Below are 21,902 nucleotides of genomic sequence, written 5' to 3' on the forward strand. Positions count from 1 at the left end.
TTCCGGGGCGCGGACGAGGGGAACCGCATGCTGTGGCTATTGCCGTGGAAGCAGGACAGCCGCACTCGCCGCATGCCCTGGGCGCTGTATCTGCTGATGGCGCTCAACGCGGCGGTGTTCGCGTGGATGGCGTCGCTGCCGGACGGCGGTGAAGCGCTGACGATGCAGTACGGCCTGCCCGCCGACGGCGCGCGCTGGTACCAGTTCCTCGTCTCCGACTTCCTGCATGCCGACATCCTGCACCTGCTCGGCAACCTGCTGTTCCTGTGGCTGTTCGGCGATGCGGTGGAGGACGCGCTCGGGCCGCTGCCGTTCCTCGCGCTGTATTTCGCCGGCGGTCTGCTCGGCGACCTGCTGTACGTCCACAACAACGTCGGTACCGACATTCCGTCGATCGGCGCGTCGGGCTGCATTTCCGCGATCGCCGGTGCCTACGCGATGCTGTTCCACGATCGCGAGATGGACATCCGCATCATGCTGCTGGTGTTCCCGTTGAAGACGATCGCCGTGCGCGCACTGGTCGTGCTGGTGCTGTGGATGGGCGCCGACCTGTGGTTCACGTTGCGCGATGCCGGCCATCTGCCCGACGGTGGCGGCGTCAATTACGTCGCCCACGGCATCGGTCTGATCTGCGGCCTGCTGATGGGCCTGATCGCCCGTGTGCAGGGCGTGATGCGCCGCTACGAACACGTGGAAACCGGCAGCCGCTGGTGGGGCTACTGGCCCGAGTCTCTGGAGCGCGGCACCGGCCGTGCGCGGATGCGCCGCCGGCGCTGACCGGCTTCGCCCGCCCCGTCGCACTGCGGCCACTGTCGCGCTGCAGCGTGCGTCGCGGGCCGCCGCCGGCCATGATGCCGCCGCCCGCCCGTGACCGGCGGCAGGGACGCGCCCGGGGCAGGGGACCCGACACGACACGAGACGGACATCTCGTGCAGCGAGACTGGCGCGTCTTCCATCCATCCATGCCATCCGTGGCAGCCTTTTCCGGGGAGGTTCCATGAAACGTCGCATCGCCGCCTTGCTCGCCGTCTGCCTGTTCGCGTTCGCCGCGCAGGCCTCGGCCCAGTCGTATCTCCGCGTGGTCTCCTGGAACATGCTGCATGCCGGCTGGAGCGGCCAGCAGGACTGGGACGCCTACGCCCGCCAGATCTGGAACAACTTCGGCAGCACCGGTACCGCCGCCAACGGCGCCGACCTGGTGTTCGGCCAGGAGATCATGTACGCCGACACGCCGGCCAACCTGGTCGCCGCGCTCAACCGCGTCAGCGGCTACACCTGGGACTACCGCGTCACCGACGCCATCGGCCGCACCAGCTACAAGGAACGCTACGCGGTGCTGTTCCGCACCGATCGCGTGCAGGTGCTGTCGTCCACGGTGTGGGCCGACACCGGCGACAAGTTCGAGCGCGAGCCGCAGATCGTGAAGGTGCGCCACATCCAGACCGGCGCCGACTACACCTTCCTCAACTGGCACACCGTGTTCGGCACCACCGCCGAGCGCCAGGCCGAGATCCAGCAGATCGCCAGCGTCTTCAACAGCGTGCAGAATGGCAGCAGCAGCGACCAGGACGTGATCATGGTCGGCGACAACAATCGCGAAGCCACCTCGCCGTGGTGGACCGGCCTGACCGGGTCGTCGCCGGTGGTCAGCTACCGCGTCAACGAGCTGACCTCGATCAACACCAGTTGCGCCTTCGCCAGCGCGTACGACCATTTCTGGATGCAGAACAGCTACGTCACCGAGTATTCGGCGTCGGGTCGCGACTACATCGCCGACATGTGCACGTTCCGCAACGGCGTGTCCGATCACGCGCCGATCTACCTCTCGCTGTATTCGTCCGCCGATACCGACTGACGCCGCATGGCGTCGCGTCGACGGTTCGCGCCATCGCGCATGGCATGGCTCGCCGCCGGGCTCGCGCTCGGCGGCGTGCTGTCGCTCGCGTGGTGGTGGCGAAACGCATCGCAGGACGTGTCGCCATCGTTCGCGGACGCGACCGCGACGCAGGCAGCGGCGAACGGGCAGGCCGTCGACGGCGTCCGCATCGCATTGCTGCCCGATGGCGGCGTGTCGGCCGATCCGCGTTCGGTGCGGATCGGCATCGCCCATGTGTCGCCCGACGATCTCGCCGCGTACCGCGCGTGGCTGCGCGGCGGTCGCGAGGGCGCCGGTCCCGGTGAACTCGCCGATCTCGCGCAGGTCGTGCGCTGGATCGATGTCGCCGCGACGACGCAGGCCGATGGCAGCGTCGTCGCCGGTCCGCTCGCGCTGCCGCCGGCGGATCGCTACGTGCTGCAGGCGCGCGCCACCGACGGCCTGCGCTTCTGGGAGGCGCGCTTTGCCCGTGTGGACGTGCCCGCGCAGTTGCGCCCGCGCGTGGCCGCAGGGCTGCGCGTGCGCGCGCCGCGCGTGCCCGGCGTGCGCGCGGGGCTGCTGTTCCGGCGCGTCGAAGGCGCTGCGCAGGAGGCCGACTGGCAGCCGCTGATGCGGCGCGAGCGGCCCGCATTGCTCGACGCCTACGACGACACGCCGTTGCCGATCGACGCCACCTCAGTGACGTCGATCGCGCCATTGCCGCCTGGCGACGTCGACGTGGTCGCGGTGATCGACGGCGTCGAAAGCGAGCGTCGTCGCATCACCCTGTCGGCCGGGCGTTACCTCGATGTCGATCTCGATCCCGGCGCGACCGAACTCGGCGCGGCGCTGTCGACCACGCTGCGACTGCGGCTGGTCGAGCGCGGCAGCGGCACGCCGGTGACCGCGCCGACGCTGGTCTGGAATGCATCGCGCGGCGAGCGCCGCTTCCGGCCCGATGCGCGCGGCGTGGTCATCGTCGACGGCATCGACGCATCGTTGCCGCTGTCGCTGCAATTGTTGTTCCCATCGCCGGCGTCGCCGTCGTTCCTCGTCGATGCGTTGCCGACCTGGCCCGAGCGTCTTCCGCTGGAGGTGCGTCTGGGTGATGCGCCTTCGGCCACCGTCGAGAAGACGATCGAACTGCAGCCGCTGCGTTGGCTGATGGTCGACACGCCCGGCATCGACGTGCCGCGGCGACCGCGCGCGGAATCGCCGTTCCCGGTCTTCGTGCTGCAACGTCGGGAGGGCGGCGGGTGGCGCGATGCGTCTGCCGATGCGTTCCGGCCGTTCGCCGGCGGCATCGCGGTGTCGCTGGATCGCGACGGCCCCGTGCGCGTCGCGGCGCTCGTCACGCCGTGGCGGATGGCGACGAGCCCCGCGGTCGAGGTGCGCCCGGACACGGCGCGCTATCGCACGCGCATCGATACCGGCGGCGGGCATCGCGTCGTGCTGCATCTGACTGCGGACGGACGGCCGCTGCGCGGCGCGTCGGTGGCGGTGCTCGCGCCGCTGCGGGGTGTGCCGCCGCTCACCGTCACCAGCGACGGCGAAGGGCGCCTCGTGCTCGACGGCGCGAACGTGCCGATGGTGCGCGTCGAAGTGCCCGGATTCGCGCAGGCCGAGGTGCGGCTGGAGCGCGCGGAGGTTGTGGTCGCTTTGGTGCGCGACGGCGGTTAGCGATCCTGTCCGCGGCGCAGCAGCGTCGCGATCTCGTCGAGACGATCGCGGATCGCATGCAGCGCGTCGAGCTGCAGCGCATCGTGGTCGGCGCGCGCGCCGGCCAGTTCGCGACGCAGGCGGTCGCGGCGACGCAGGATCTCGTCGCGGAACCGATGCGCGTCGATGATGCCGGCCAACTGCATGTTGTGCGCCTGGCCGGGGCTCTGGCCCGCGGTCTCGATGCGCAGCACGGTCAGGTCGAAGCGGCGCAGCAGCGGGCCTTCGAGGAAGGTCACGTCCTGGATGTTCTCCAGCGGCACCGTCTTCTCGACCTGGAAGAGGATGCCCTTGCGGAAATTCAGCACGCGGTCGTCGAGCTGGCACTTCAGTTCGCGGAAATAGTGCCCCGCCCACCACTGGCCCGGCCCCAGCACCCACACCACCGCCAGCGGGCTGAGAACGACCGTCATCAGCAGCATGCCGGCCACGTAGACCACGAGATAGGCGCGCAGCAGCGGGTTGAAGTCGGCGCGCAGCACCGGGGCGTCGACCGGGGCGCCCGCGCCCTGCGTGGAGGCGGCAGTGGGAGGAAGCGGCGTCATCGGCGGCGGGTCCGGCGGAAATCGCGATTCTGACATGCACGCCCCCGGCATCCGAATTCCGTCGACCCCGTTCGCGGCGCCGGCGCGTTCGACACGATCCCGCCATCGTCCACGGAGCCTGCCATGCGTCCTGCCGCGTCCGCCGCCTCGATCCTCCGCGATGTCCGCCTGCCGGCGCTCGCCTGCGCGTTGTTGTTGGTGGCGTGCAGTGCGCCCGCCGCGCCGCCGAAGCCGCCTTCCGCCGCTGCGGCCAGGTCCGCGCCCGCGCAGCCAGACGGCGACGCCGCCGAACGTCGCCGCGCGGAGATCCGCAAGGAGTTGGCGCAGCTGGGCCCGCATCCGTGGGCGGGCGAGTACTACGAGGGCGACGGCCTCGGCGCGAACATCGCGCTGTCGCTGTCCCCGCGCGCCGGCATGGCGGCGACCTGGAACGGCTGCCTCGGTCTCTACGGCGCCAATCGCGGCCGGGTGGAGGCGCGCGACGGCACGCTGCGCTTCGTCTACGACACGCCGAACACGCCGGGCTTCGGCGGTTTCCCCGACACCGTCCACGCCGTGCGCTGGGGCGCGCGGCGTTACCTGATTCCCGACGCGAAGCTGATCGCCTTCGTCAACGCGGTGCATCGCGGGTTCGAGCCGCGGCGCAACATGCACGGCATGTTCCTGCTCGCCGACGGCGACGAGAAGAAGCCGGTCAGCGGCCTGCCCACGCTGCCGCCGCGGTTCCTCGCGCTGCTGCGCCGCCAGCCGCTGGAAGCGCAGGTGCGTTCGGTCGACCATGTCGAGTCCAAACGCGAACGCATGGCGTCGCTCGGCTGCAATCACGTCTACCGGTTGACACTGGACCGCGGCGCGAACGACCGGCTCGCGCCGGGCATGGAACTGACCGCGCTCGCGCCGGCGCCCGGGGGCACCACCGCGACCGTGCTGGAGGTCGCGCCCGGCAGCGCCACGGTGAAGGTGGTCGGGATGTTCGAGGACTGCAAGAAGCCGAAGACCGTGCCAGTCGTCGGCTGGCGTTTCAGCACCGGCGCCTACGATCCGGCGAAGGCCGCGGCGCGCTGACGCCGGTCGGCGCGGCGGCTATGCTCGCTGCATGGCCACCGATCCCATCTCCGATACCTCCGAGCTCGACAACCCGTTCTGGTCCGCGCTGCGCGGCCGCCACGCGCACCTCGCGATCGGCACGGATGCGGTGGCGCGCTATCCCGCCGACCACGCGCCGTTCCTCGGCGTGGCGCATGCCGATGTCGATGCGGATGCGGCGCTCGCTGCGCTGCTGGCGCCCGGCGAAAGCGTCTACCTGATCGGCGTCGCGCCGCGCGTGCCGGCGGGGATGACCCTCGATTTCCACGGCGACCTCGTGCAGATGATCCGCACCGAACCGATGCCGGTGCCCGACGGCCCGGCGATCGTGCCGCTGGGCGACGCGCAGCGCGACGACGTGCTCGCGTTGACGGCACTGGTCTACCCGCACTACTTCCGCGAACGCACGCTGGCACTGGGGCGCTACTTCGGGATCTACGTCGACGGCCGCCTCGCGGCGATGGCCGGCGAACGACTGGCCACCGATCGCCACCAGGAACTCAGTGCGATCTGCACGCATCCGGATTTCCTCGGTCGCGGCTACGCGCGTCGGCTCACCGCATGGTTGAGCAACGACGTGCTCGCCGCCGGCCGCACGCCGTACCTGCACGTCAGTCCTGCCAATGCGCGGGCGAAAGGCCTGTACGAAGACATGGGTTTCCGGCTGCGCAGCCACGTGCCGTTCTGGTCGCTGCGCAGGCCGTGAAGTCCGGCGCGCGGGTGTAGAGTCACGGCGTTGGCGTTTCGCGCCGCTTCCCGCCCGGGAACGACGCGATGCGGGGCCGGTCGCGAGCCGGCGGTCCCGCCGCTGCACAGGGGGAACAGACAGGCACACCGGCAAGGGGATTCGACACATCGTCTGCGACCGCCGCGGGAAGCGGCCAACGGTCCGGCTCGACCGTCAAACACACCAGGAAGGATGCCACGATGAACGAAGATCGTTTCAGTCTCGAAGAGATCCCCGCCGAGTGGCTCGCGGCCGGCGTCGATGTCGACCAACTGCCCGACAGGCAGGCGCTGCAGGCGATTCCGCGGCAACAGTCGCGCGTGGTCGCGGAGATCATGAGCAACGGCGAACTCCCGATCATCGATCTGGGCCCAGTAGGTGGGCTCTTCGTGTACTGGGTACTCGATGGCCGCGGCATCACGGTGGGCATGCGGCTCAAGGTGCTCACGGAGAACGTGAATCTCGGCTCGGCGACGATCAACCCGCAGAGTCCGACGATCCGCATCGTGGGGCCGGACATCGGCGGCTACGTGGCGACGCTCGCGGCGGGCGTCGACACCACGCGCTGCGAGTTGTTCGTCGAGGCCACGCTCAAGTGCGGGTTCCCGATCTACGACACCATCGGCGGCCGGGTGGGGATCGTCTACGCCAGGCCGTGGCCCCTGCTGCAGCCCGGCACGATCGAGGCCGACGGCATCACGCCGGAGATGGCCGCCGAGATCCGCAATGCGCCCGAACGCCGCTATCCGGCGCCGCGTCCCGGTTTCGTGCAGAACGATCCGACGACCTCGACCATCGCGCGCACGCTGCTGTGGCTGGTCAACGCGCAGGGCTACATCACGGCGGTGCGGATGAGCGCCGAAGCGCTGCAGGCGCAGGATGCGCTGGTCGATCCCAACGACTTGCTGCTCGCGATCGGCCTGGGCGGGCAATTGGGCGTCACTTTCGGCGTGTCCGGCGCGGCCGGGGTCTACATCACCGGCGGCGGGGAAGTCGGCTGGTTCGGCACCGGCAGCATCGACATCGGCATGATCGCCGGTGTTTCCGTCGGGCTGTCGTTCTACGTGTTCTGGACCGGCACGAAGGGCTTCGGCGGTGCCTCCGTCGGCGTCAACCTGTCGGCCGGCAGGGGGCTGGGGCCGAAGTGCCCGATCGGCCCGTACGTCACGATCGCCTTCTACTGGAGCATCGCGCCGCGCAATCATTCGCTGCCGGCGGGGTTCTGCTTCTCGATCGGCCTCGGCACGTCACCGGTTCCGCTCTCCGGTTATGCCAGCTTCGGCTACACCTACGTGCAGAAGCTGACGCAGGTCTGGAACCGGCCCGCCGCATTGCCGGCTTCGGCCTGAGTCGTCGCGCCGTATCGCTGCCGTCGTTCCCGGGCATGTCCGGGAACGACGCGGTCACTCCAGTTCGCGATGGAACGTCGCCACTTCCGGCCAGCCGTGCGTGCGCGCATGCGCGGCGAGGGTTTCGGCGAGATACACCGAGCGATGCCGCCCGCCGGTGCAGCCGAACGCCACCGTGATGTAGCTGCGGGTGTCGCCCTGCATGCGCGGCAGCCAGTGGTCGAGGAACGCGCCGACCTGGCGCACGTAGTCCTGCGCGTCGGCGTCGGCGTCGAGGTGCTCGCGCACTTCGCGATCGCGGCCGGACAGCGGGCGCAGGCGCGCGTCCCAGTGCGGGTTCGGCAGCATGCGCGCGTCGAACACGAAGTCGGCGTCGGCAGGCACGCCGCGGCGGTACGCGAACGACTCGAACAGCAGCGAGATCGTGCGGTCGTCGCCGAGGCCGAGTTCGGTGATCACACGGCGCCGCAGCTGGTGGACGTTGGTCTCGCTGGTGTCGACGACGACGTCGGCCAGCGCGCGCAGCGGGCGCAGCAGCCGGCGTTCTTCCTCGATCGCCTCGGCCAGCGCGAGTCCACGATGACTCAGCGGATGTCGGCGCCGGGTCTCGGCGAAACGCTTGAGCAGCACGCCGTCGGTGGCGTCGAAGAACACGAGCTTCGTGTCCAGCCCCAGCGCGCCGGCCTGCGACAGCCACGACGGCAGCTTCGACAGGTCGGTCTGGCGATTGCGCACGTCGATGCCGACCGCGAGTTTCTGCGGCAGGTCGCTCTTGCCGGTGGCGCTGCGCACGAAGTCGGGCAGCAGTTCGGCCGGCAGGTTGTCGACGCAGTCGAAATCCAGGTCTTCCAGCGTGTGCAGCGCGATCGACTTGCCGCTGCCGGACATGCCGCTGACGACGATCAGGCTGGACCCGCGATCGGAAGTGGCGAGGCTCACTCGGCGCGCTCCAGGAAATGCGAATGCCGGGCCATGAACGCCGCGGCCGGATCCACGCCCTTGATCCGCAGGATGTGCGCGCGCGCCGCGGCCTCGGTCAGCACCGCGAGGTTGCGGCCGGGCATCACCGGCAGGGTGATCATGGGCACGTCGAGATCGAGCAGCCGGCGCGAACCGAGATCGCCGAGCAGGCGCTCCATGCCGGTCGATTGCGGCTCGTGGTGCGGGCGCGCGAGATGCACGATCAGGCGCAGGTACTTGTTCCGCTTCACAGCGGTGTCGCCGAACATCTGGCGCACGTTGAGGATGCCGAGGCCGCGCACTTCCAGCAGGTCCTGCAGCAGTTCCGGGCAGGCACCGTCGAGCACGTCTGGCGCGATCTGGGTGAATTCCGGCGCGTCGTCGGCGACGAGGCGATGGCCGCGCGTCACCAGTTCCAGCGCGAGTTCGCTCTTGCCGGCGCCGGATTCGCCGGTGATCAGCACGCCGATGGAATAGATCTCCATGAACACGCCGTGCACGGTGAGCCGCGGCGCGAGCTTGCGCGCGAGGTGGTATTGCAGGTGGTTGAACAGTTCGTGGCCGCGGCGCGGCGACAGCCACAGCGGCGTGTCGGATTCCTCCGCGGCCTGACGCAGGTCCTCGGGACAGCGCTGGTCCTTACTGACGACCATCGCCAGCGGGCGGAACTGCATGATCTTCTCGATCGTCTCCCAGCGCTGGCGCGCGTCGAGCGCGTCCAGCCAGGCGAGTTCCTCGGTGCCGAGGATCTGCACCTTGTTCGGATAGATGATGTTGAGGTAACCGGCCAGCGACGGACGCCGGGCGACGGTATCGACGGCTTCGAGGAGCCGGTGTTCGCCGCGTTGCCCGGCGACCCAGCGCAACGCGAGGCGCTCCTGCTGCTGGTCGAACAGATCGCGCGCGCTGATGCTGGCAGTCATGGCGGGAGGCGGTAGGGGCGGGCCCGGCGACGCGCACGGCGCCGCCGGGCGGGACGGACGTCAGTCCGCGGTGCGCGCGAGGCTTTCCCCGCGGTGGTGGTCGACCAGCTTTTCCTTGTGCTTGATCAGCAGGCGGTCAAGCTTGTCGGCGAGCAGGTCGATGGCGGCGTACATGTCCTGGCCTTCGGCGTCGGCGTGCAGGGTGCGGCCGGCGAGCTTGATCGTCGCCTCGGCGCAGTGACGCGGTTTCTCGATGCTCAGCTGGGTGCGGATGATGTCCATCGGGTGTTCGAAATGCCGGCTGAGGCGCGAGAAGCGGGTTTCGACGTAATCGCGCAGTGCGGGAGTGACTTCGATCTGGTGGCCGTGGGTTTCGATACGCATCGACGGTGTCCTCTGTTGAGCCGGGCGTGTGACGCGCATCGCGATCCCGGCCCCGGCCCGCCGGCGTGCGATGCGGGCGGCGGCCTCGGCCGCTCGCCTCATGGGAGACATCGGGCCGGAACGGGGGGTGCACAAGGGCGGGTCGTCCGTTCCGATGCTCCGCTTCGACAGGGTACCCCAGCACGGCGCGGACGCAAGGGCGTGCCGCGCGCGTTCAGGCCATGCGCACGCGTTCGTGCGAGGCCGGGATGTTCATCGCTTCGCGGTACTTCGCGACCGTGCGCCGCGCCACCGGAACGCCGGAGGCCTTCAGGGTGTCGGCGAGCTTGGCGTCGGACAGCGGCTTGCGCGGGTTCTCGGCCTCGATCAGGCGCCGGATCATCGACTGGATCGCGGTGCTGGAGGCTTCGCCGCCGCCTTCGGTGCCGATGCCCGAGGCGAAGAAACTGCGCAGCGGCAGCGTGCCGCGCGGCGTGAGTGCGTACTTGCGTGCGATCGCGCGCGAGACCGTGGATTCGTGCAACCCGATCTCGGTCGCGACTTCGCGCAGGGTGAGCGGGCGCAGCGCCTGCTCGCCGAATTCCAGGAAGCCCGACTGCTGGCGGATCAGGCAGCGCACGACCTTGAGCAGCGTGTCGCCGCGCGCTTCCAGGTGTTTGAGCAGCCAGCGTGCTTCCTGCAGGCGACCGCGCAGGTAGGCGGCGTCGCTGGCGCTGGCGTGCTGGATCATGCCCTCGTAGCCGCGGTGGATCGTCAGTCGCGACTGGGTGCCCGCCAGCGCCGTGCGCCACAGGCCGTTGTGGCGCCAGATCACGCAGTCGGGCGTGATGTAGGTATCGGCGCTCATGCCGCCGAGCTGCGAGCCCGGACGCGGGTCCAGCGAGCGCACCAGTTGCATCGCGGTGGCGGCATCGTCGGCGGAAAGATGCAGCTCGCTCGCCAGACCGTCGATGCCGAGTTTCGGCAGCCGTTCCAGCGCCTCCTCGACGATGCGCAGCGCCGCGACGCGTCCCGGCGTGTCGTCCGCCAGCGCATGCAATTGCAGCGACAGGCACTCGCGCAGATCGCGCGCGGCGACGCCGGGCGGATCGAAGCGCTGGATCTGGTGCAGCACGGTCAGGATTTCGGCGGTGCCGACATGCACGTCCGGCAGCAGGGCTTCGGCGATCGCGTCCAGCGGTTCGCGCAGGTAGCCGTCGTCGTCGACGGCGTCGATGATCGCCGCGCCGATGCGCTGGTCCTGCGGCGACAGCCGGGTGAGATGCAGTTGCCACGACAGATGATCGTGCAGCGACTCGGCGTGGGTGAGCCGGTCCATCGGATCGAGGCCGTCGTCGTCGCCGCTGCCGCTGCCGGTCGCGCTCCAGTTGTCGGGCGGCTCCCAGCCATCGTCGGCTTCGGTTTCGGCCTGTTCGCGCGCGGGCTCCTCGGCGGCCTGCGATTCGGCCGTGGCGGGCGGCTCCGGCATGCCTTCGGGCGCTTCGCCCTCGGCGTTCTCGGCCCAGTCGAGCAGTGGATTGCTCTCGACCGCGACGGCGATCTCCTGTTCCAGCTCGAGCGACGACAACTGCAGCAAATGCAGGGCCTGCCGCAATTGCGGCGTCAGGACCAGCTGTTGCCCCAGCGATGTCTGAAGACGCGCCTTCATGTCCGTATGTTAGCCCCCCCCGTGCCACTCCGGGCAACCCTTGGCGCGATTCTTGCAAAGTCCGCGTCCGGTGGACCGGGATGCACGACACAACCCGGCGAAGCGAGGTCATGCATCCGCATTGGCGCACTCGATCGGTCGGTGCGCCGAGGTCGGTGAAGATCGATCGAGGGCGGTCGGCCGACGATGCGGCCAGGAATCAGAGGCGGAACACTCAGAGGCGGAACGATTCGCCGAGATAGACGCGGCGCACGTCGGGATTGGCCAGGAGTGCGTCGGGCGCACCCTGCGCGAGGACGGTGCCTTCGCTGAGGATGTAGGCACGGTCGCAGATGCCCAGCGTCTCGCGCACGTTGTGGTCGGTGATCAGCACGCCGATGCCGCGGTTCTTGAGATGGCGGACGATGCGCTGGATCTCGCCGACGGAAATCGGGTCGACGCCGGCGAAGGGTTCGTCGAGCAGCATCATCCGCGGCTTGGCCGCCAGCGCGCGGGCGATCTCGACGCGGCGGCGCTCGCCGCCGGAGAGGCTGGCGCCGATCTGTTCGGCGACGTGGGTGACCTGCAGTTCTTCCAGCAGCGATGCCAGCTCGCGTTCGCGGCCGTCGGCGTCAAGGTCCGGGCGCAGTTCCAGCACCAGGCGCAGGTTGTCGGCGACGCTGAGCTTGCGGAACACCGACGGTTCCTGCGGCAGGTAGCCGACGCCGCGCTTGGCGCGGGCGTACATCGGTTCGCCGGTGATGTCGTGGCCGTCCAGCACGATGCGGCCGGCATCGGCGTTCACCAGGCCCACGATCATGTAGAAGCAGGTGGTCTTGCCGGCGCCGTTCGGACCGAGCAGGCCGACCACTTCGCCGGCTTCGAGCTTCAGACCGAAATCGCGCACGACCTCGCGCGACTTGTAGCGCTTGCGCAGTCCCTCGGCGACCAGCATCAGGGCTTGCCCTTGGGCGCGTCGGGTTTCGGTGCGGGCTTCGGCGCCGGCGCGGTGCCGCCGTTCTGCGCCGATTTCGGCACGAAGGTCATGTTCACGCGACCGCTGTTGCCGCCGCTCTCGAGCCGGCTGTTCTTGAGGTCGTAGGTCAGGCGCTGGCCCGTGGTGCTGCCGCGCGGCGTGGTCACGGTGTAGTTGCCGGTGAGCACGATGACGTCGTTGCGGGTGTCGTAGTCGATGCGGTCGGCCTTGGCGTTCATCCAGGTGCCGTCGTTCATCTGCTGCTTCAGCGTCGCCGGCTTGCCGGTGAGCTCGGCGCGGGAGACATCGCCGCCGGCGCGATGGATGTCGGCGCGGTCGGCGTGGATCTCCATCGTGCCCTGGGTGATGACCACGGCGCCGGTGAAGGTGTAGACACCGCTGTCGTCGAGGCTGCCTTCGCTGTGCGCGGAGGCGATGTTCATGTTCTGGTTGCGGTCCGAATCGCGCGCGGTCGCGCTGCCTGCGCCGAGCGCGAGCATGGCCACCGCGAGCGCCGCGACGACGCGCGTGCGGCGGTGCATGCGACGGGTACGGAGGAGGGAATCAGCGTGGGCTCGGCGCATGGGTGGACTGGACCTCGGATCGGAACACGTAGCGTTTGGTGGTCGTGGACACCGCGAAACCGCGACCCCGGAGTATAGAACCGGGCTGGACGATGGTCACGACGGCGTCGGTGCTGGCGCGGTTCTGCTGCGGATAGACGTTCAGGCGCTCGGTGTTCATGGTCACCGGTCGCAGTTCGTCGCTCGGACCGTTGGCCTTGACCTCGCCGAGCAGGCGGATTTCCTTCTGGTCCGCGCTGACCCAGCCGGTCTTGCTGCGGATGTCCCAGTAGCGGCCTTCGCCGTTGGGCACGAAGAACACCGGCGTGGTCAGGTTCATCGTCTGGTCGCCGGGGCGACGCGCCAGCGTCGGCGCACGCAGGGTGAAGGATTCGCGGCCGTCGGCGTTCAGCGCGACCAGTTCGAAGTCCTCCAGCACGTAGTCCGGGCGGTCGGCCGGGCCCGTGGCCAGGGCCTGCGGCGCACGGTGCCGCCACACCGCCCAACCGGCCAGCGCCGCGCCGGCGATGAGCAGCAGGACGAGGATCGGCCGCCAGTTCATGCGCGGTCCCCGGTGATGCCGGTGGGCGCCATGTCGACCGGGAAATGGCCCTGCGCCGCGAGCAGCAGGTCGCACAGCTCGCGCGCGGCGCCGCGGCCGGCGCGGGCGCTCGTGCGCCAGTGCGCGGCGGCGCGGGTGGTGGCGTGGGCGTCCGCGGGAGAGACCGCGAGACCGCAGGCGCGCATGACCGGCAGGTCGGGCAGGTCGTCGCCCATGAAACAGACCATCCCGGTGTCGATGCCTAGCTCGGCGCACAGCGCCTGCACGCAGCCGAGCTTGTCCTTCACGCCGATGTGGGCGCGCACGCCCAGTTCCTCGGCCCGGCGCGCCGCGACTTCGCTGCGTCGCGCGGTGATGAAGGCGACCTCGATCCCGGCCTTGCGCAGCAGCACCAGGCCCTGGCCGTCATGCACGTGGAAGGCCTTCAGCTCGCGGCCGTCGGCGTCGAGGAAGAGGCGGCCGTCGGTGAGCGTGCCGTCGACATCGAAGCACGCCAGCCGGATCCGCGCGGCGCGGGCCACGAGGGTGTCGTCGAGGTCGGCGAGGTGCGCCGGGATCGTGAGCGTCATCCTCACACCACCCGCGCGCGCAGCAGATCGTGGATGTTCAGCGCGCCGACCACGCGACGGTCGCCGTCGACGACCAGCAGCGCGTTGATCTTGTGCGCTTCCATCAGCTGCGCGGCTTCCACCGCCAGTGCGTCGGCGTCGATGACCACCGGCGCGCGGGTCATGACCCGGTCGATCGGCGTCGTGTGCACGTCGGTGGCGGGATCGGCCAGCGAACGGCGCAGGTCGCCGTCGGTGTAGAGGCCGAGCAGGCCGCCGGCGTCGTCGACCACCGCGGTCATGCCGAGGCGCTTGCGGCTCATCTCCAGCAGCGCGTCGGCGAGGGTGGCGTCGGGGCCGACGCGGGGGACGTCATCGCCGGTATGCATCACGTCGGCGATGTGCAGCAGAAGGCGGCGGCCGAGCGCACCCGCGGGATGCGAGCGCGCGAAATCCTCGGAGGTGAAGCCGCGCGCTTCCAGCAGCGCGACGGCGAGGGCGTCGCCCATCGCCAGCGACGCGGTGGTGCTGCTGGTCGGCGCCAGCGCCAGCGGGCAGGCCTCGGCCGGCACGCTCACGTCGAGGTGGAGGTCGGCCTCGCGGGCCATCGTCGACTGCGGGCGGCCGGTCATCGCGATCAGGCGGTTGCCCTGGCGCTTGAGCACCGGCAGCAGCATCAGGATCTCGTCGGATTCGCCCGAGTAGGACAGCGCCAGCACCACGTCACGGTCGGTGATCATGCCGAGGTCGCCGTGGCCGGCTTCGCCCGGGTGGACGTAGAAGGCCGGGGTGCCGGTGGAGGCGAGGGTGGCGGCGATCTTGCGGGCGACGTGGCCCGACTTGCCCATGCCCATGCAGACCACGCGGCCGGTGCAGGCGAGGATCGTCCGGCAGGCGGCGGCGAAGGCGCCACCGGAGGTCGGGTCGTCGATCCGTGCCGCCACTGCGGCCAGACCGTCGCGCTCCACCTCGAACACGCGCCGGCCGCTGGCGGCCAGCGTGGCGTCGGAGGCAGGGACGGGAACGGGCGCGGAGGCGGTCGGGCGGGGCGTCGCCATTGGGGAGCCGGCGGCTTTCCGTTAAGCTGGGCGGCCCATTCTACGCACCGCCATTCAGGTTTGCCCGGACGGCCGATGAATGCGCGACTTGCCCGATGGGCCCCCTCCGACGCCTCCCCGACCGACACCCCGCCATGACCCCAGACGCCATCCGCCAGCTCATCGAACAGGGACTGCCCGGCGCGCAAGCGCGGGTCTTCGGCGACGACGGGGTGCATTTCGAGGCGCTGGTGGTGTCCGAGGCCTTCCAGGGCAAGCTGCCGCTGGCCCGCCACCGCATGGTCTACGCCACGCTGGGCACCCTGATGGGCAACGAGATCCACGCGCTGTCGCTGAAGACGCTGACCCCCGCGGAAGCCGGCTGAACCCGCGCGCCGCCCGCGTCCCGCCCTTGCCATCGTTTCCGGGAGTCCGCATGCGCTTCGTGATCGCGATGTTCCTGCTGCTGGCGCTTGCCGGCTGCCGGACGATGTCCCCGGCGCCGGCCGCCGCATCTGCGGTCATGGTCGGTGGCGATGGCGCGTCGATGGCGACGGCAGTGATGATCGACGCCACCAATGAAGCCGACGGTGTCGCCGCCGAATACGCCTGGCTGCGCGCGCACTTCCCCGGTGCGCAGATCGTCAACCAGAGCCTGCTGACGCCCTCCGGCGACCACGTCTACGACGCCATCGAATTCACTGCCAGGGACGGCACGAAGCACACCGTGTACTTCGACATCTCGCGCTTCTTCGGAAAGATGTGAACGCGGCGCACGTCGCCGCGCACCTTCCGCAGACCGCATCCCGCCGTTCCCTCCCATTCCCGCACGAACCCCACTTCCATGCAGAAAATCGTCGTCACCGGCGGCGCCCCGCTCCAGGGCGAAGTCCGCATCTCCGGCGCCAAGAACGCCGTCCTGCCGATCCTGTGCGCGACGTTGCTTGCCGACGGCCCGGTCGAGATCGGCAACGTGCCGTACCTGCACGACGTGGTCACCACGATCAAGCTGCTGCGCGAACTCGGCGCGCAGGTCGACCATGACCGCGACGCCGGCGTCGTGCGCGTGGATGCACGCAGCGTGCACAGCCACGTCGCGCCGTACGAACTGGTGAAGACCATGCGCGCGTCGGTGCTGGTGCTGGGCCCGCTGCTGGCGAAGCACGGCGCGGCCGAAGTGTCGCTGCCGGGCGGTTGCGCGATCGGTTCGCGGCCGGTCGACCAGCACATCAAGGGCATGCAGGCGCTGGGCGCCGATGTGAGCGTCGACCACGGCTTCATCAAGGCGAAGGCCGAACGCCTGAAGGGTGGCCGCGTGGTGTTCGACATGGTCAGCGTGGGCGCCACCGAGAACGTGCTGATGGCCGCGGCGCTCGCCGACGGCACCAGCGTGCTCGAGAACGCGGCGATGGAGCCGGAGATCGTCGACCTGGCCGAGTGCCTGATCGCGATGGGCGCGAAGATCGAGGGCGCCGGCAGCAACCGCATCACCGTGCACGGCGTCGAGCGGCTGGAAGGCGGGCGCCACGATGTGGTCGCCGACCGCATCGAGACCGGCACCTTCCTCGTCGCCGCGGCGATGACCGGCGGCCGCATCGTCTGCCGCGCCGCGCGCCCGGACACGCTGGACGCGGTGATCGACAAGCTGGTCGAGGCCGGTGCCGAGGTCGTCGAGGAAGGCGACACCATCACCCTCGACATGCACGGCAAGCGGCCGAAGGCGGTCGACATCACCACCGCACCACACCCGGGCTTTCCCACCGACATGCAGGCGCAGTTCATGGCGCTGAACTGCGTGGCCGACGGCGTCGGCGTGATCAGCGAGACGATCTTCGAGAACCGCTTCATGCACGTGCAGGAACTGCTGCGCCTGGGCGCCGACATCCGCATCGACGGCCACACCGCGATCGTCCGCGGCCGCGAGCAACTGGGCGGCGCGCCGGTGATGGCGACCGACCTGCGCGCGTCGGCGTCGCTGATCCTCGCCGGCCTCGTCGCCGACGGCGACACCACGATCGATCGCATCTACCACCTCGATCGCGGCTACGAGCGCATCGAGGAAAAGCTGTCGGGGCTGGGCGCGAAGATCCGGCGCGTCGACTGAGCACGCGCTGACCCTTGCGATCGTCTACAGAATGTCGACGGTAGCGCCACCGGTCGCGACACTGCCAGACAGCCCGTTGCAGTGGGCAATGCTTTCGCTGGAGGGGCTTTCGGTCGGGGATGCGTTCGGCCAGTGTTTCTTCGATCCTGCGTGGACGGATCGGGCTGCCGAAGCCGTTGTTCCCGAAGCACCCTGGTATTACACGGACGACACGGAGATGTCTCTTTCCGTCGTTCGGATTCTGGCGCGACACGGGCGCATCGAGCAGGATGCGTTGGCCGAAAGCTTCGCTGTTCGCTACAGCTACGATCGCGCCTACGGTCCGTCGATGCACCGCGTCCTCGCGCGCATCGCCCAAGGCGAGGATTGGCGCGAGGTCACGCGTAGCGCGTTCGGCGGACTCGGGTCATTTGGTAACGGCGCGGCGATGCGTGCGGCGCCCGTAGGCGCCTTCTTTCACGACGACCTTGCCCGTGCCGTGTCGGAGGCCCGCGCCAGCGCTGAAGTGACACATGCGCATCCGGAAGCTGTCTCTGGTGCCGTCGCCGTGTCGCTTGCGGCCGCGCAGGCCTGCCGTTTCCGCGAGCAGGGAGACTCGATTTCGGCGGATGTCTTCCTCTCCGGAATCATCGATCGCCTGCCTGGCGGCGAAGTGCGGTCGAAACTCACGCGTGGACTGGATCTCCACGGTGTTTCTTCCCGTACGCATGCCTCAAACCTCTTGGGGAACGGCACGACGATGGCCGCGCAGGACACCGTGCCTTATGCGCTCTGGTGTTGCGCGCAGTCGCTGGAAGATTACGAGCAGGCATTGTGGCTGGCCCTGTCGGCGGGTGGCGATCGCGACACCTTGTGCGCGATCGTTGGGGGCGTCGTGGCCTGTCGGGTCGGTATCCAGGGCATGCCACCGTCATGGCGGGAGGCACGGGAGCCACTGCCCGGTTGGCAAATCCCCAGCGAGATCTCGCCGGGGATTTGATGTCTGCCGCTCGTCGCCGGGCTTACTTCGGCAGCGCGAGGATCCGCAGGTCGATGTCGTCCTTGCCGTCCTTGCGCTGCAGGATGCGCGCGGGCAGTTCCAGGCCGTCGACCACCCAGACGAACATCTGCTTGTTGCCGTTGGTGCTGACCAGCTTCGTCGCTGGCTGCGCCTTGCCGCCGATGGTCAGATTTTCCTTGCCGGCGACGCTGAACTGCATCGCCTTCGCGCGGCCTTCGTCGACCATGCGGTAGCGCAGCGGCTTGCCGGCCTGCGCGTCGCGGGCGATGGCGAGGTTCAGCAGCAGCGCGTCGACGTCGCCGGCCTGCAGGGCGACCGGGCCGGCGCGTTCGGGCTTCACGTCGCCGCTCCAGCGCGCCTGTCCGGCGCTCCAGTCGTAGACGGCGTTGCGGCGGATCTTCTTGATCAGCAACAGCGAGGCGTCGGTGCCCGACAGCGGGCGCCACTGGCCGTTGCGGTCCTCGAACACGGTGACCTGGGTCAGCTGCGCGACCTGGTTGCTGACCTTCAGCGTGTACTTCCACTGGTTGCCGGCCTGCGGCTCGATGGTCATGCGGCCCTTCGCCGACAGGCCCATGTAGCTGGCTTCGTAGTCGGCGGCGAAGGCTTCGAGCGCGTGCGCGGGGCGCGCTGCGGCGGTGCCGAACACGGCGGCGGCGAGGGCGAGGCCACGGAGGGCGACGGGAACACGGTGCGAGGTCATGGGCATCCTTGGGGGAGGTCGAGTCCGGACTCGGTGTGGGAGCGGTGTGGGGGCGGGCTCAGCGATATTCCATCAAACGCAGATCGATGGCGTCGGCGCCGTCCTCGCGCTGGAGGATCCGCACCGGCGTCGGCACGCCTTCGGCGACCCAGACCACGGTCTCGTCGCCGTCGGCGTTGGTGCGCGCGACCCGCAGTGCGGAGAAGGTCAGCTCCCCGACGGCGATCGTCTCCGGCGTGGCAGCGACCTGGTAGACATGGTCGCGGACGCGGCCGGCTTCGACGAAGCGATAGTGCAGCACCGCGCCGGGCCGGGCGTCGCGCACGATCGCGAGATTGATCAGCAGGCCGCTCATGTCGCCGGGTTGCAGCGGCACCGGCTGGCGGTGGCGGGCCTTGAGGTTGCCCGTCCACTGCGCCGTGCCGCGGGCCCAGTCGTAGCGGCCGGTGACGGTCTTGCCGAGGAACAGGCCCTTGCGCACCGTGCTCTGGCCCAGCGGGCGATAGGCGTCGCCGATCACGTCGAACGCGGTGCTCTGCTGCACGTTGAGGCCGAGCACGCCGAGCATGCCGCGGCGGCCCGTGATGCCGAGGTCCACCCGCCACTGCGACGCGTTGCCGCGGACCAGCGCCAGCGTGGCGTCGCCGGCGGCCTTGCCGTGGTAGGCGGCTTCGTAGCGGGCGGTGAAGGGAATGAGCGTGCGGACGGGCGTCGCGGCCTCGACCGGCGCCGTCGCCATGGCCTGCGCCGACGCCGCGGCGGTCGGCAGCAGCGCAAGGAGGGCGAGGGTGGAGACGAGGCGGGCGGCGAGCGGGCGCATGACGGCCGGCATCATGCGAGCCGGCGGTTGGCTCGCAGCTGAAGGGGGGCGGCCAGCGGCACGCCGTTCATCAGGATCGCCCCGCCGTCCAGTCGCAGCCGGCCTTCGGCGAACAGGCGCACCGTCTCGACCAGCAGCGGATGCTCCACCTCGCGCACCCGGGCGGCGAGGGCGGCCTCGTCGTCGCCCGGCAGCACCGGCACCGGCGCGCGGGCGATCACCGGGCCGTCGTCGAGGTCGGCGGTGACCACGTGCACGCTGGCACCGTGCTCGGCGACGCCGGCCTCCAGCGCCTGGCGATGGGTGTGCAGGCCCTTGAACGCCGGCAGCAGCGACGGGTGCAGGTTGATCATGCGGCCCGGCCGGCGGCGGATCTCCGCGGCGGAGATGATCCGCATGTAGCCGGCGCAGACGATCAGGTCCGCGCCCGCGGCATCGACTTCGGTGAAGAGCGCTGTGTCGAAGTCCTCGCGCGAGGCGAACGCCTTCGGCGACAGCGCGGTCGCGGGCACGCCCGCGGCGCGGGCGCGATCGAGCGCGACCGCCTTCGCCTTGTCGGAGAACACGCCGACGATCGTCGCGGGCAGTTCACCCGCGGCGATGGCGTCGATCAGGGCCTGCAGGTTGGTGCCGGCGCCGGAGGCGAGGACGGCGAGACGGTAGGGCTCAGTCATGCGCCGGAACGGTCTGTGCGGATCGAAGAGGCGCGCCGCGAGGGCGCCAGAACCAGCTCGCCAACGCGCCAAGCGTGGCCAGCAGCATGTCCATGTGCGCGTCCCATGGATCGCCCTGCTGGCCGTTGTAAGCCTCGGCGGAAGCCGGTGACAGCGTCAATGCGATCGCCCATTCCAGCCATTCGTAGATCAGGCTCGTCGCCATGATCGCGAGTACGGCGAGCGCGAACGCTTGGCCGGAGGTCAGCGGCCATCGTTGGCGGGCGTGAGAGGCCAGTGCAGCCGTGAAGCTTAGGCCGTACGCGGCATGGATGAGGCGGTCGAAATGATTGCGGTGCCAGCCGAACGCGTTCTGCGGCGACCAGCCAAATACGGTGCGTGCGAAGGCATCGTAGGGAACGTTGGAATACAGCCAGCGGGCGGCGATGCAGTGCAGCGCGATGAACGCGCACACGGCAACGAAATCGCCGAGGCGCATCGGCCAGCGGCGGTCGTGCGCCGCCAACCATGCCAGGCCCACGACCGTGAGCGTGCTGTGCAAGGCCTGATCCCTCGGCCAGATCGGCGAGATCCATGTGAGCGCGAAGATCGCCGTCGTGGCGACGAAGGCGGTCTGCTTCGCGGCGTTCAACGCGGCGCCTCTGCGTCCTAGCCTCAGCCGATCCGCACCCGCTCGCCGTCGCCGGCCAGCGTCACTGCGCCGATGCGCCAGTGCGGCAGGTCGAGGCGATCGAGTTCGCCTTCCAGCGCGGCCGCGGCGTCCTGCGGCGCGACCAGCACGAAGCCGATGCCGCAGTTGAAGGTGCGCCACATCTCTTCGTCGGCGACCTGGCCCTCGCGCTGCAGCCATGCGAACACCGGCGGCAGCGGCCAGCTCGATGCGTCGATCGACAGCCCGAGGCCGTCGGGGATCACGCGGATGATGTTCTCGGTCAGGCCGCCGCCGGTGATGTGCGCCATCGCGTGGATGGATTCGCCATGCGCGCCGCCCAGCAGTTCCAGCACCGGCTTCACGTACAGCCGGGTCGGCGCCATCAGCGCGTCGACCAGGCGCACGCCGCCGAGGTCGAGGTCGGCCGGGCGGCCGGCGCGGTCGTAGATGCGGCGGATCAGCGAATAGCCGTTGGAATGCGGGCCGCTGGAGGCGATGCCGATCAGCACGTCGCCTTCGCGCACCTTGGCGCCGTCGAGGATCTTCGACTTTTCCACGCCGGCCACGCAGAAGCCGGCGAGGTCGTATTCGCCCGGCGGGTACATGTCGGGCATCTCGGCGGTCTCGCCGCCGATCAGCGCGCAGCCGGAGAGCTCGCAGCCCTTCGCGATGCCGCCGACCACGGCCACCGTGGTGTCGACGTCGAGCTTGCCGGTGGCGAAGTAGTCGAGGAAGAACAGCGGTTCGGCGCCCTGCACCAGCACGTCGTTCACGCACATCGCGACCAGGTCGATGCCGATGGTGTCGTGGCGGCCGAGCTGCTGGGCCAGCTTGAGTTTCGTGCCGACGCCGTCGGTGCCGGAGACCAGCACCGGCTCGCGGTACTTGCCGGAGAGGTCAAACAGGGCGCCGAACCCGCCCAGGCCGCCCATCACCTCGGGGCGGAAGCTGCGCTTCACCAGCGGCTTGATGCGTTCGACCACCTCGTTGCCTGCGTCGATGTCGACGCCGGCGTCGCGGTAGGTGAGTCCGGAGGAGGCGGGGGGCGTCTGGGTCACGGCGTCGACTGCGGTCGCGGAAAGGCGGAA

Annotated in this window: 25 protein-coding genes; 10 read left to right on the forward strand and 15 right to left on the reverse strand. The window is 69.9% G+C overall.

What is annotated here, in order from left to right:
- Positions 1–27 precede the first annotated feature (27 nt).
- The 3 genes from ACT53Q_RS17280 to ACT53Q_RS17290 all read left to right on the forward strand — a co-directional run bounded on the left by ACT53Q_RS17280 (position 28) and on the right by ACT53Q_RS17290 (position 3,535).
- The gene (locus tag ACT53Q_RS17280; protein ID WP_476187894.1) at positions 28–777 is read left to right on the forward strand and encodes a rhomboid family intramembrane serine protease; all 750 of its coding nucleotides are present in this window, start codon (positions 28–30) and stop codon (positions 775–777) included.
- 220 nt (positions 778–997) lie between these two features.
- Complete coding sequence (locus ACT53Q_RS17285) at positions 998–1,855, forward strand: exonuclease/endonuclease/phosphatase family protein (protein ID WP_476187895.1); 858 nt, start codon at positions 998–1,000, stop codon at positions 1,853–1,855.
- 39 nt (positions 1,856–1,894) lie between these two features.
- Positions 1,895–3,535 (forward strand): hypothetical protein, encoded by a 1,641-nt coding sequence (locus ACT53Q_RS17290; protein WP_476187896.1) that lies wholly within the window; start codon positions 1,895–1,897, stop codon positions 3,533–3,535.
- On the opposite strand, the gene ACT53Q_RS17295 is transcribed toward ACT53Q_RS17290, so the two are convergent.
- Positions 3,532–4,119, reverse strand: coding sequence for a PH domain-containing protein (locus ACT53Q_RS17295; protein ID WP_476187897.1), 588 nt, complete (start codon positions 4,117–4,119; stop codon positions 3,532–3,534). The two genes, ACT53Q_RS17290 and ACT53Q_RS17295, sit on opposite strands and share 4 nt — an antisense overlap.
- Before the next feature lie 123 nt (positions 4,120–4,242).
- Between ACT53Q_RS17295 and ACT53Q_RS17300 the strand changes: the two genes are divergently transcribed.
- The 3 genes from ACT53Q_RS17300 to ACT53Q_RS17310 all read left to right on the forward strand — a co-directional run bounded on the left by ACT53Q_RS17300 (position 4,243) and on the right by ACT53Q_RS17310 (position 7,281).
- Positions 4,243–5,184, forward strand: a complete 942-nt coding sequence (locus ACT53Q_RS17300; RefSeq protein ID WP_476187898.1) for a hypothetical protein — start codon at positions 4,243–4,245, stop codon at positions 5,182–5,184.
- 31 nt (positions 5,185–5,215) lie between these two features.
- Complete coding sequence (locus ACT53Q_RS17305; protein ID WP_476187899.1) at positions 5,216–5,911, forward strand: GNAT family N-acetyltransferase; 696 nt, start codon at positions 5,216–5,218, stop codon at positions 5,909–5,911.
- Between the two features lie 221 nt (positions 5,912–6,132).
- Positions 6,133–7,281, forward strand: a complete 1,149-nt coding sequence (locus ACT53Q_RS17310; protein ID WP_476187900.1) for a hypothetical protein — start codon at positions 6,133–6,135, stop codon at positions 7,279–7,281.
- A gap of 54 nt (positions 7,282–7,335) precedes the next feature.
- On the opposite strand, the gene rapZ is transcribed toward ACT53Q_RS17310, so the two are convergent.
- From rapZ to ACT53Q_RS17355, 9 genes are all read right to left on the reverse strand, one after another.
- The gene (gene rapZ, locus ACT53Q_RS17315; RefSeq protein WP_476187901.1) at positions 7,336–8,220 is read right to left on the reverse strand and encodes an RNase adapter RapZ; all 885 of its coding nucleotides are present in this window, start codon (positions 8,218–8,220) and stop codon (positions 7,336–7,338) included.
- The gene (gene hprK, locus ACT53Q_RS17320; RefSeq protein WP_476187902.1) at positions 8,217–9,164 is read right to left on the reverse strand and encodes an HPr(Ser) kinase/phosphatase; all 948 of its coding nucleotides are present in this window, start codon (positions 9,162–9,164) and stop codon (positions 8,217–8,219) included. The genes rapZ and hprK overlap by 4 nt, the downstream gene beginning before the upstream one ends.
- A 60-nt stretch (positions 9,165–9,224) precedes the next feature.
- Positions 9,225–9,548 carry a ribosome hibernation-promoting factor, HPF/YfiA family gene (gene hpf, locus ACT53Q_RS17325; protein WP_476187903.1) on the reverse strand — a complete coding sequence of 108 codons (324 nt, stop codon included), beginning with the start codon at positions 9,546–9,548 and terminating at the stop codon, positions 9,225–9,227.
- Between the two features lie 214 nt (positions 9,549–9,762).
- On the reverse strand, positions 9,763–11,196 hold the full coding sequence (locus ACT53Q_RS17330) for an RNA polymerase factor sigma-54 (RefSeq protein WP_476187904.1): 1,434 nt from the start codon (positions 11,194–11,196) through the stop codon (positions 9,763–9,765).
- Between the two features lie 214 nt (positions 11,197–11,410).
- On the reverse strand, positions 11,411–12,130 hold the full coding sequence (lptB, locus tag ACT53Q_RS17335) for an LPS export ABC transporter ATP-binding protein (RefSeq protein ID WP_476187905.1): 720 nt from the start codon (positions 12,128–12,130) through the stop codon (positions 11,411–11,413).
- Entirely contained in the window at positions 12,130–12,693 is a 564-nt protein-coding gene (gene lptA / locus ACT53Q_RS17340; protein WP_476187906.1) for a lipopolysaccharide transport periplasmic protein LptA, read from the reverse strand. The genes lptB and lptA overlap by 1 nt, the downstream gene beginning before the upstream one ends.
- Before the next feature lie 22 nt (positions 12,694–12,715).
- Complete coding sequence (lptC, locus tag ACT53Q_RS17345) at positions 12,716–13,276, reverse strand: LPS export ABC transporter periplasmic protein LptC (protein WP_476187907.1); 561 nt, start codon at positions 13,274–13,276, stop codon at positions 12,716–12,718.
- Positions 13,273–13,845, reverse strand: a complete 573-nt coding sequence (locus ACT53Q_RS17350) for a KdsC family phosphatase (protein WP_476187908.1) — start codon at positions 13,843–13,845, stop codon at positions 13,273–13,275. Before ACT53Q_RS17350 ends, lptC begins: the two co-directional genes overlap by 4 nt.
- Positions 13,846–13,847: 2 nt before the next feature.
- Entirely contained in the window at positions 13,848–14,882 is a 1,035-nt protein-coding gene (locus ACT53Q_RS17355; RefSeq protein WP_476187909.1) for a KpsF/GutQ family sugar-phosphate isomerase, read from the reverse strand.
- A 134-nt stretch (positions 14,883–15,016) separates the two neighbouring features.
- Between ACT53Q_RS17355 and ACT53Q_RS17360 the strand changes: the two genes are divergently transcribed.
- The 4 genes from ACT53Q_RS17360 to ACT53Q_RS17375 all read left to right on the forward strand — a co-directional run bounded on the left by ACT53Q_RS17360 (position 15,017) and on the right by ACT53Q_RS17375 (position 17,944).
- Entirely contained in the window at positions 15,017–15,247 is a 231-nt protein-coding gene (locus ACT53Q_RS17360) for a BolA family protein (protein WP_476187910.1), read from the forward strand.
- Positions 15,248–15,297: 50 nt separating this feature from the next.
- Positions 15,298–15,627 carry a hypothetical protein gene (locus ACT53Q_RS17365; RefSeq protein ID WP_476187911.1) on the forward strand — a complete coding sequence of 110 codons (330 nt, stop codon included), beginning with the start codon at positions 15,298–15,300 and terminating at the stop codon, positions 15,625–15,627.
- A gap of 78 nt (positions 15,628–15,705) precedes the next feature.
- Complete coding sequence (gene murA / locus ACT53Q_RS17370; protein WP_476187912.1) at positions 15,706–16,965, forward strand: UDP-N-acetylglucosamine 1-carboxyvinyltransferase; 1,260 nt, start codon at positions 15,706–15,708, stop codon at positions 16,963–16,965.
- An 88-nt stretch (positions 16,966–17,053) separates the two neighbouring features.
- Positions 17,054–17,944: an ADP-ribosylglycohydrolase family protein gene (locus tag ACT53Q_RS17375; RefSeq protein WP_476187913.1), complete on the forward strand. Its 891-nt coding sequence runs from the start codon at positions 17,054–17,056 to the stop codon at positions 17,942–17,944.
- Between the two features lie 22 nt (positions 17,945–17,966).
- Here ACT53Q_RS17375 and ACT53Q_RS17380 read toward each other — a convergent pair whose 3' ends face one another.
- From ACT53Q_RS17380 to purM, 5 genes are read right to left on the reverse strand one after another with little or no spacing between them, the layout of a single operon-like run.
- Positions 17,967–18,668, reverse strand: a complete 702-nt coding sequence (locus ACT53Q_RS17380; RefSeq protein WP_476187914.1) for a DUF3108 domain-containing protein — start codon at positions 18,666–18,668, stop codon at positions 17,967–17,969.
- 58 nt (positions 18,669–18,726) lie between these two features.
- Positions 18,727–19,488 carry a DUF3108 domain-containing protein gene (locus ACT53Q_RS17385; RefSeq protein WP_476187915.1) on the reverse strand — a complete coding sequence of 254 codons (762 nt, stop codon included), beginning with the start codon at positions 19,486–19,488 and terminating at the stop codon, positions 18,727–18,729.
- 11 nt (positions 19,489–19,499) lie between these two features.
- On the reverse strand, positions 19,500–20,162 hold the full coding sequence (gene purN / locus ACT53Q_RS17390) for a phosphoribosylglycinamide formyltransferase (RefSeq protein ID WP_476187916.1): 663 nt from the start codon (positions 20,160–20,162) through the stop codon (positions 19,500–19,502).
- Complete coding sequence (locus tag ACT53Q_RS17395; RefSeq protein ID WP_476187917.1) at positions 20,155–20,793, reverse strand: DUF2238 domain-containing protein; 639 nt, start codon at positions 20,791–20,793, stop codon at positions 20,155–20,157. Before ACT53Q_RS17395 ends, purN begins: the two co-directional genes overlap by 8 nt.
- Before the next feature lie 23 nt (positions 20,794–20,816).
- On the reverse strand, positions 20,817–21,872 hold the full coding sequence (gene purM, locus ACT53Q_RS17400; protein ID WP_476187918.1) for a phosphoribosylformylglycinamidine cyclo-ligase: 1,056 nt from the start codon (positions 21,870–21,872) through the stop codon (positions 20,817–20,819).
- Between the last annotated feature and the right edge of the window lie 30 nt (positions 21,873–21,902).

The organism is Lysobacter sp. DMC97, assembly GCF_056313745.1.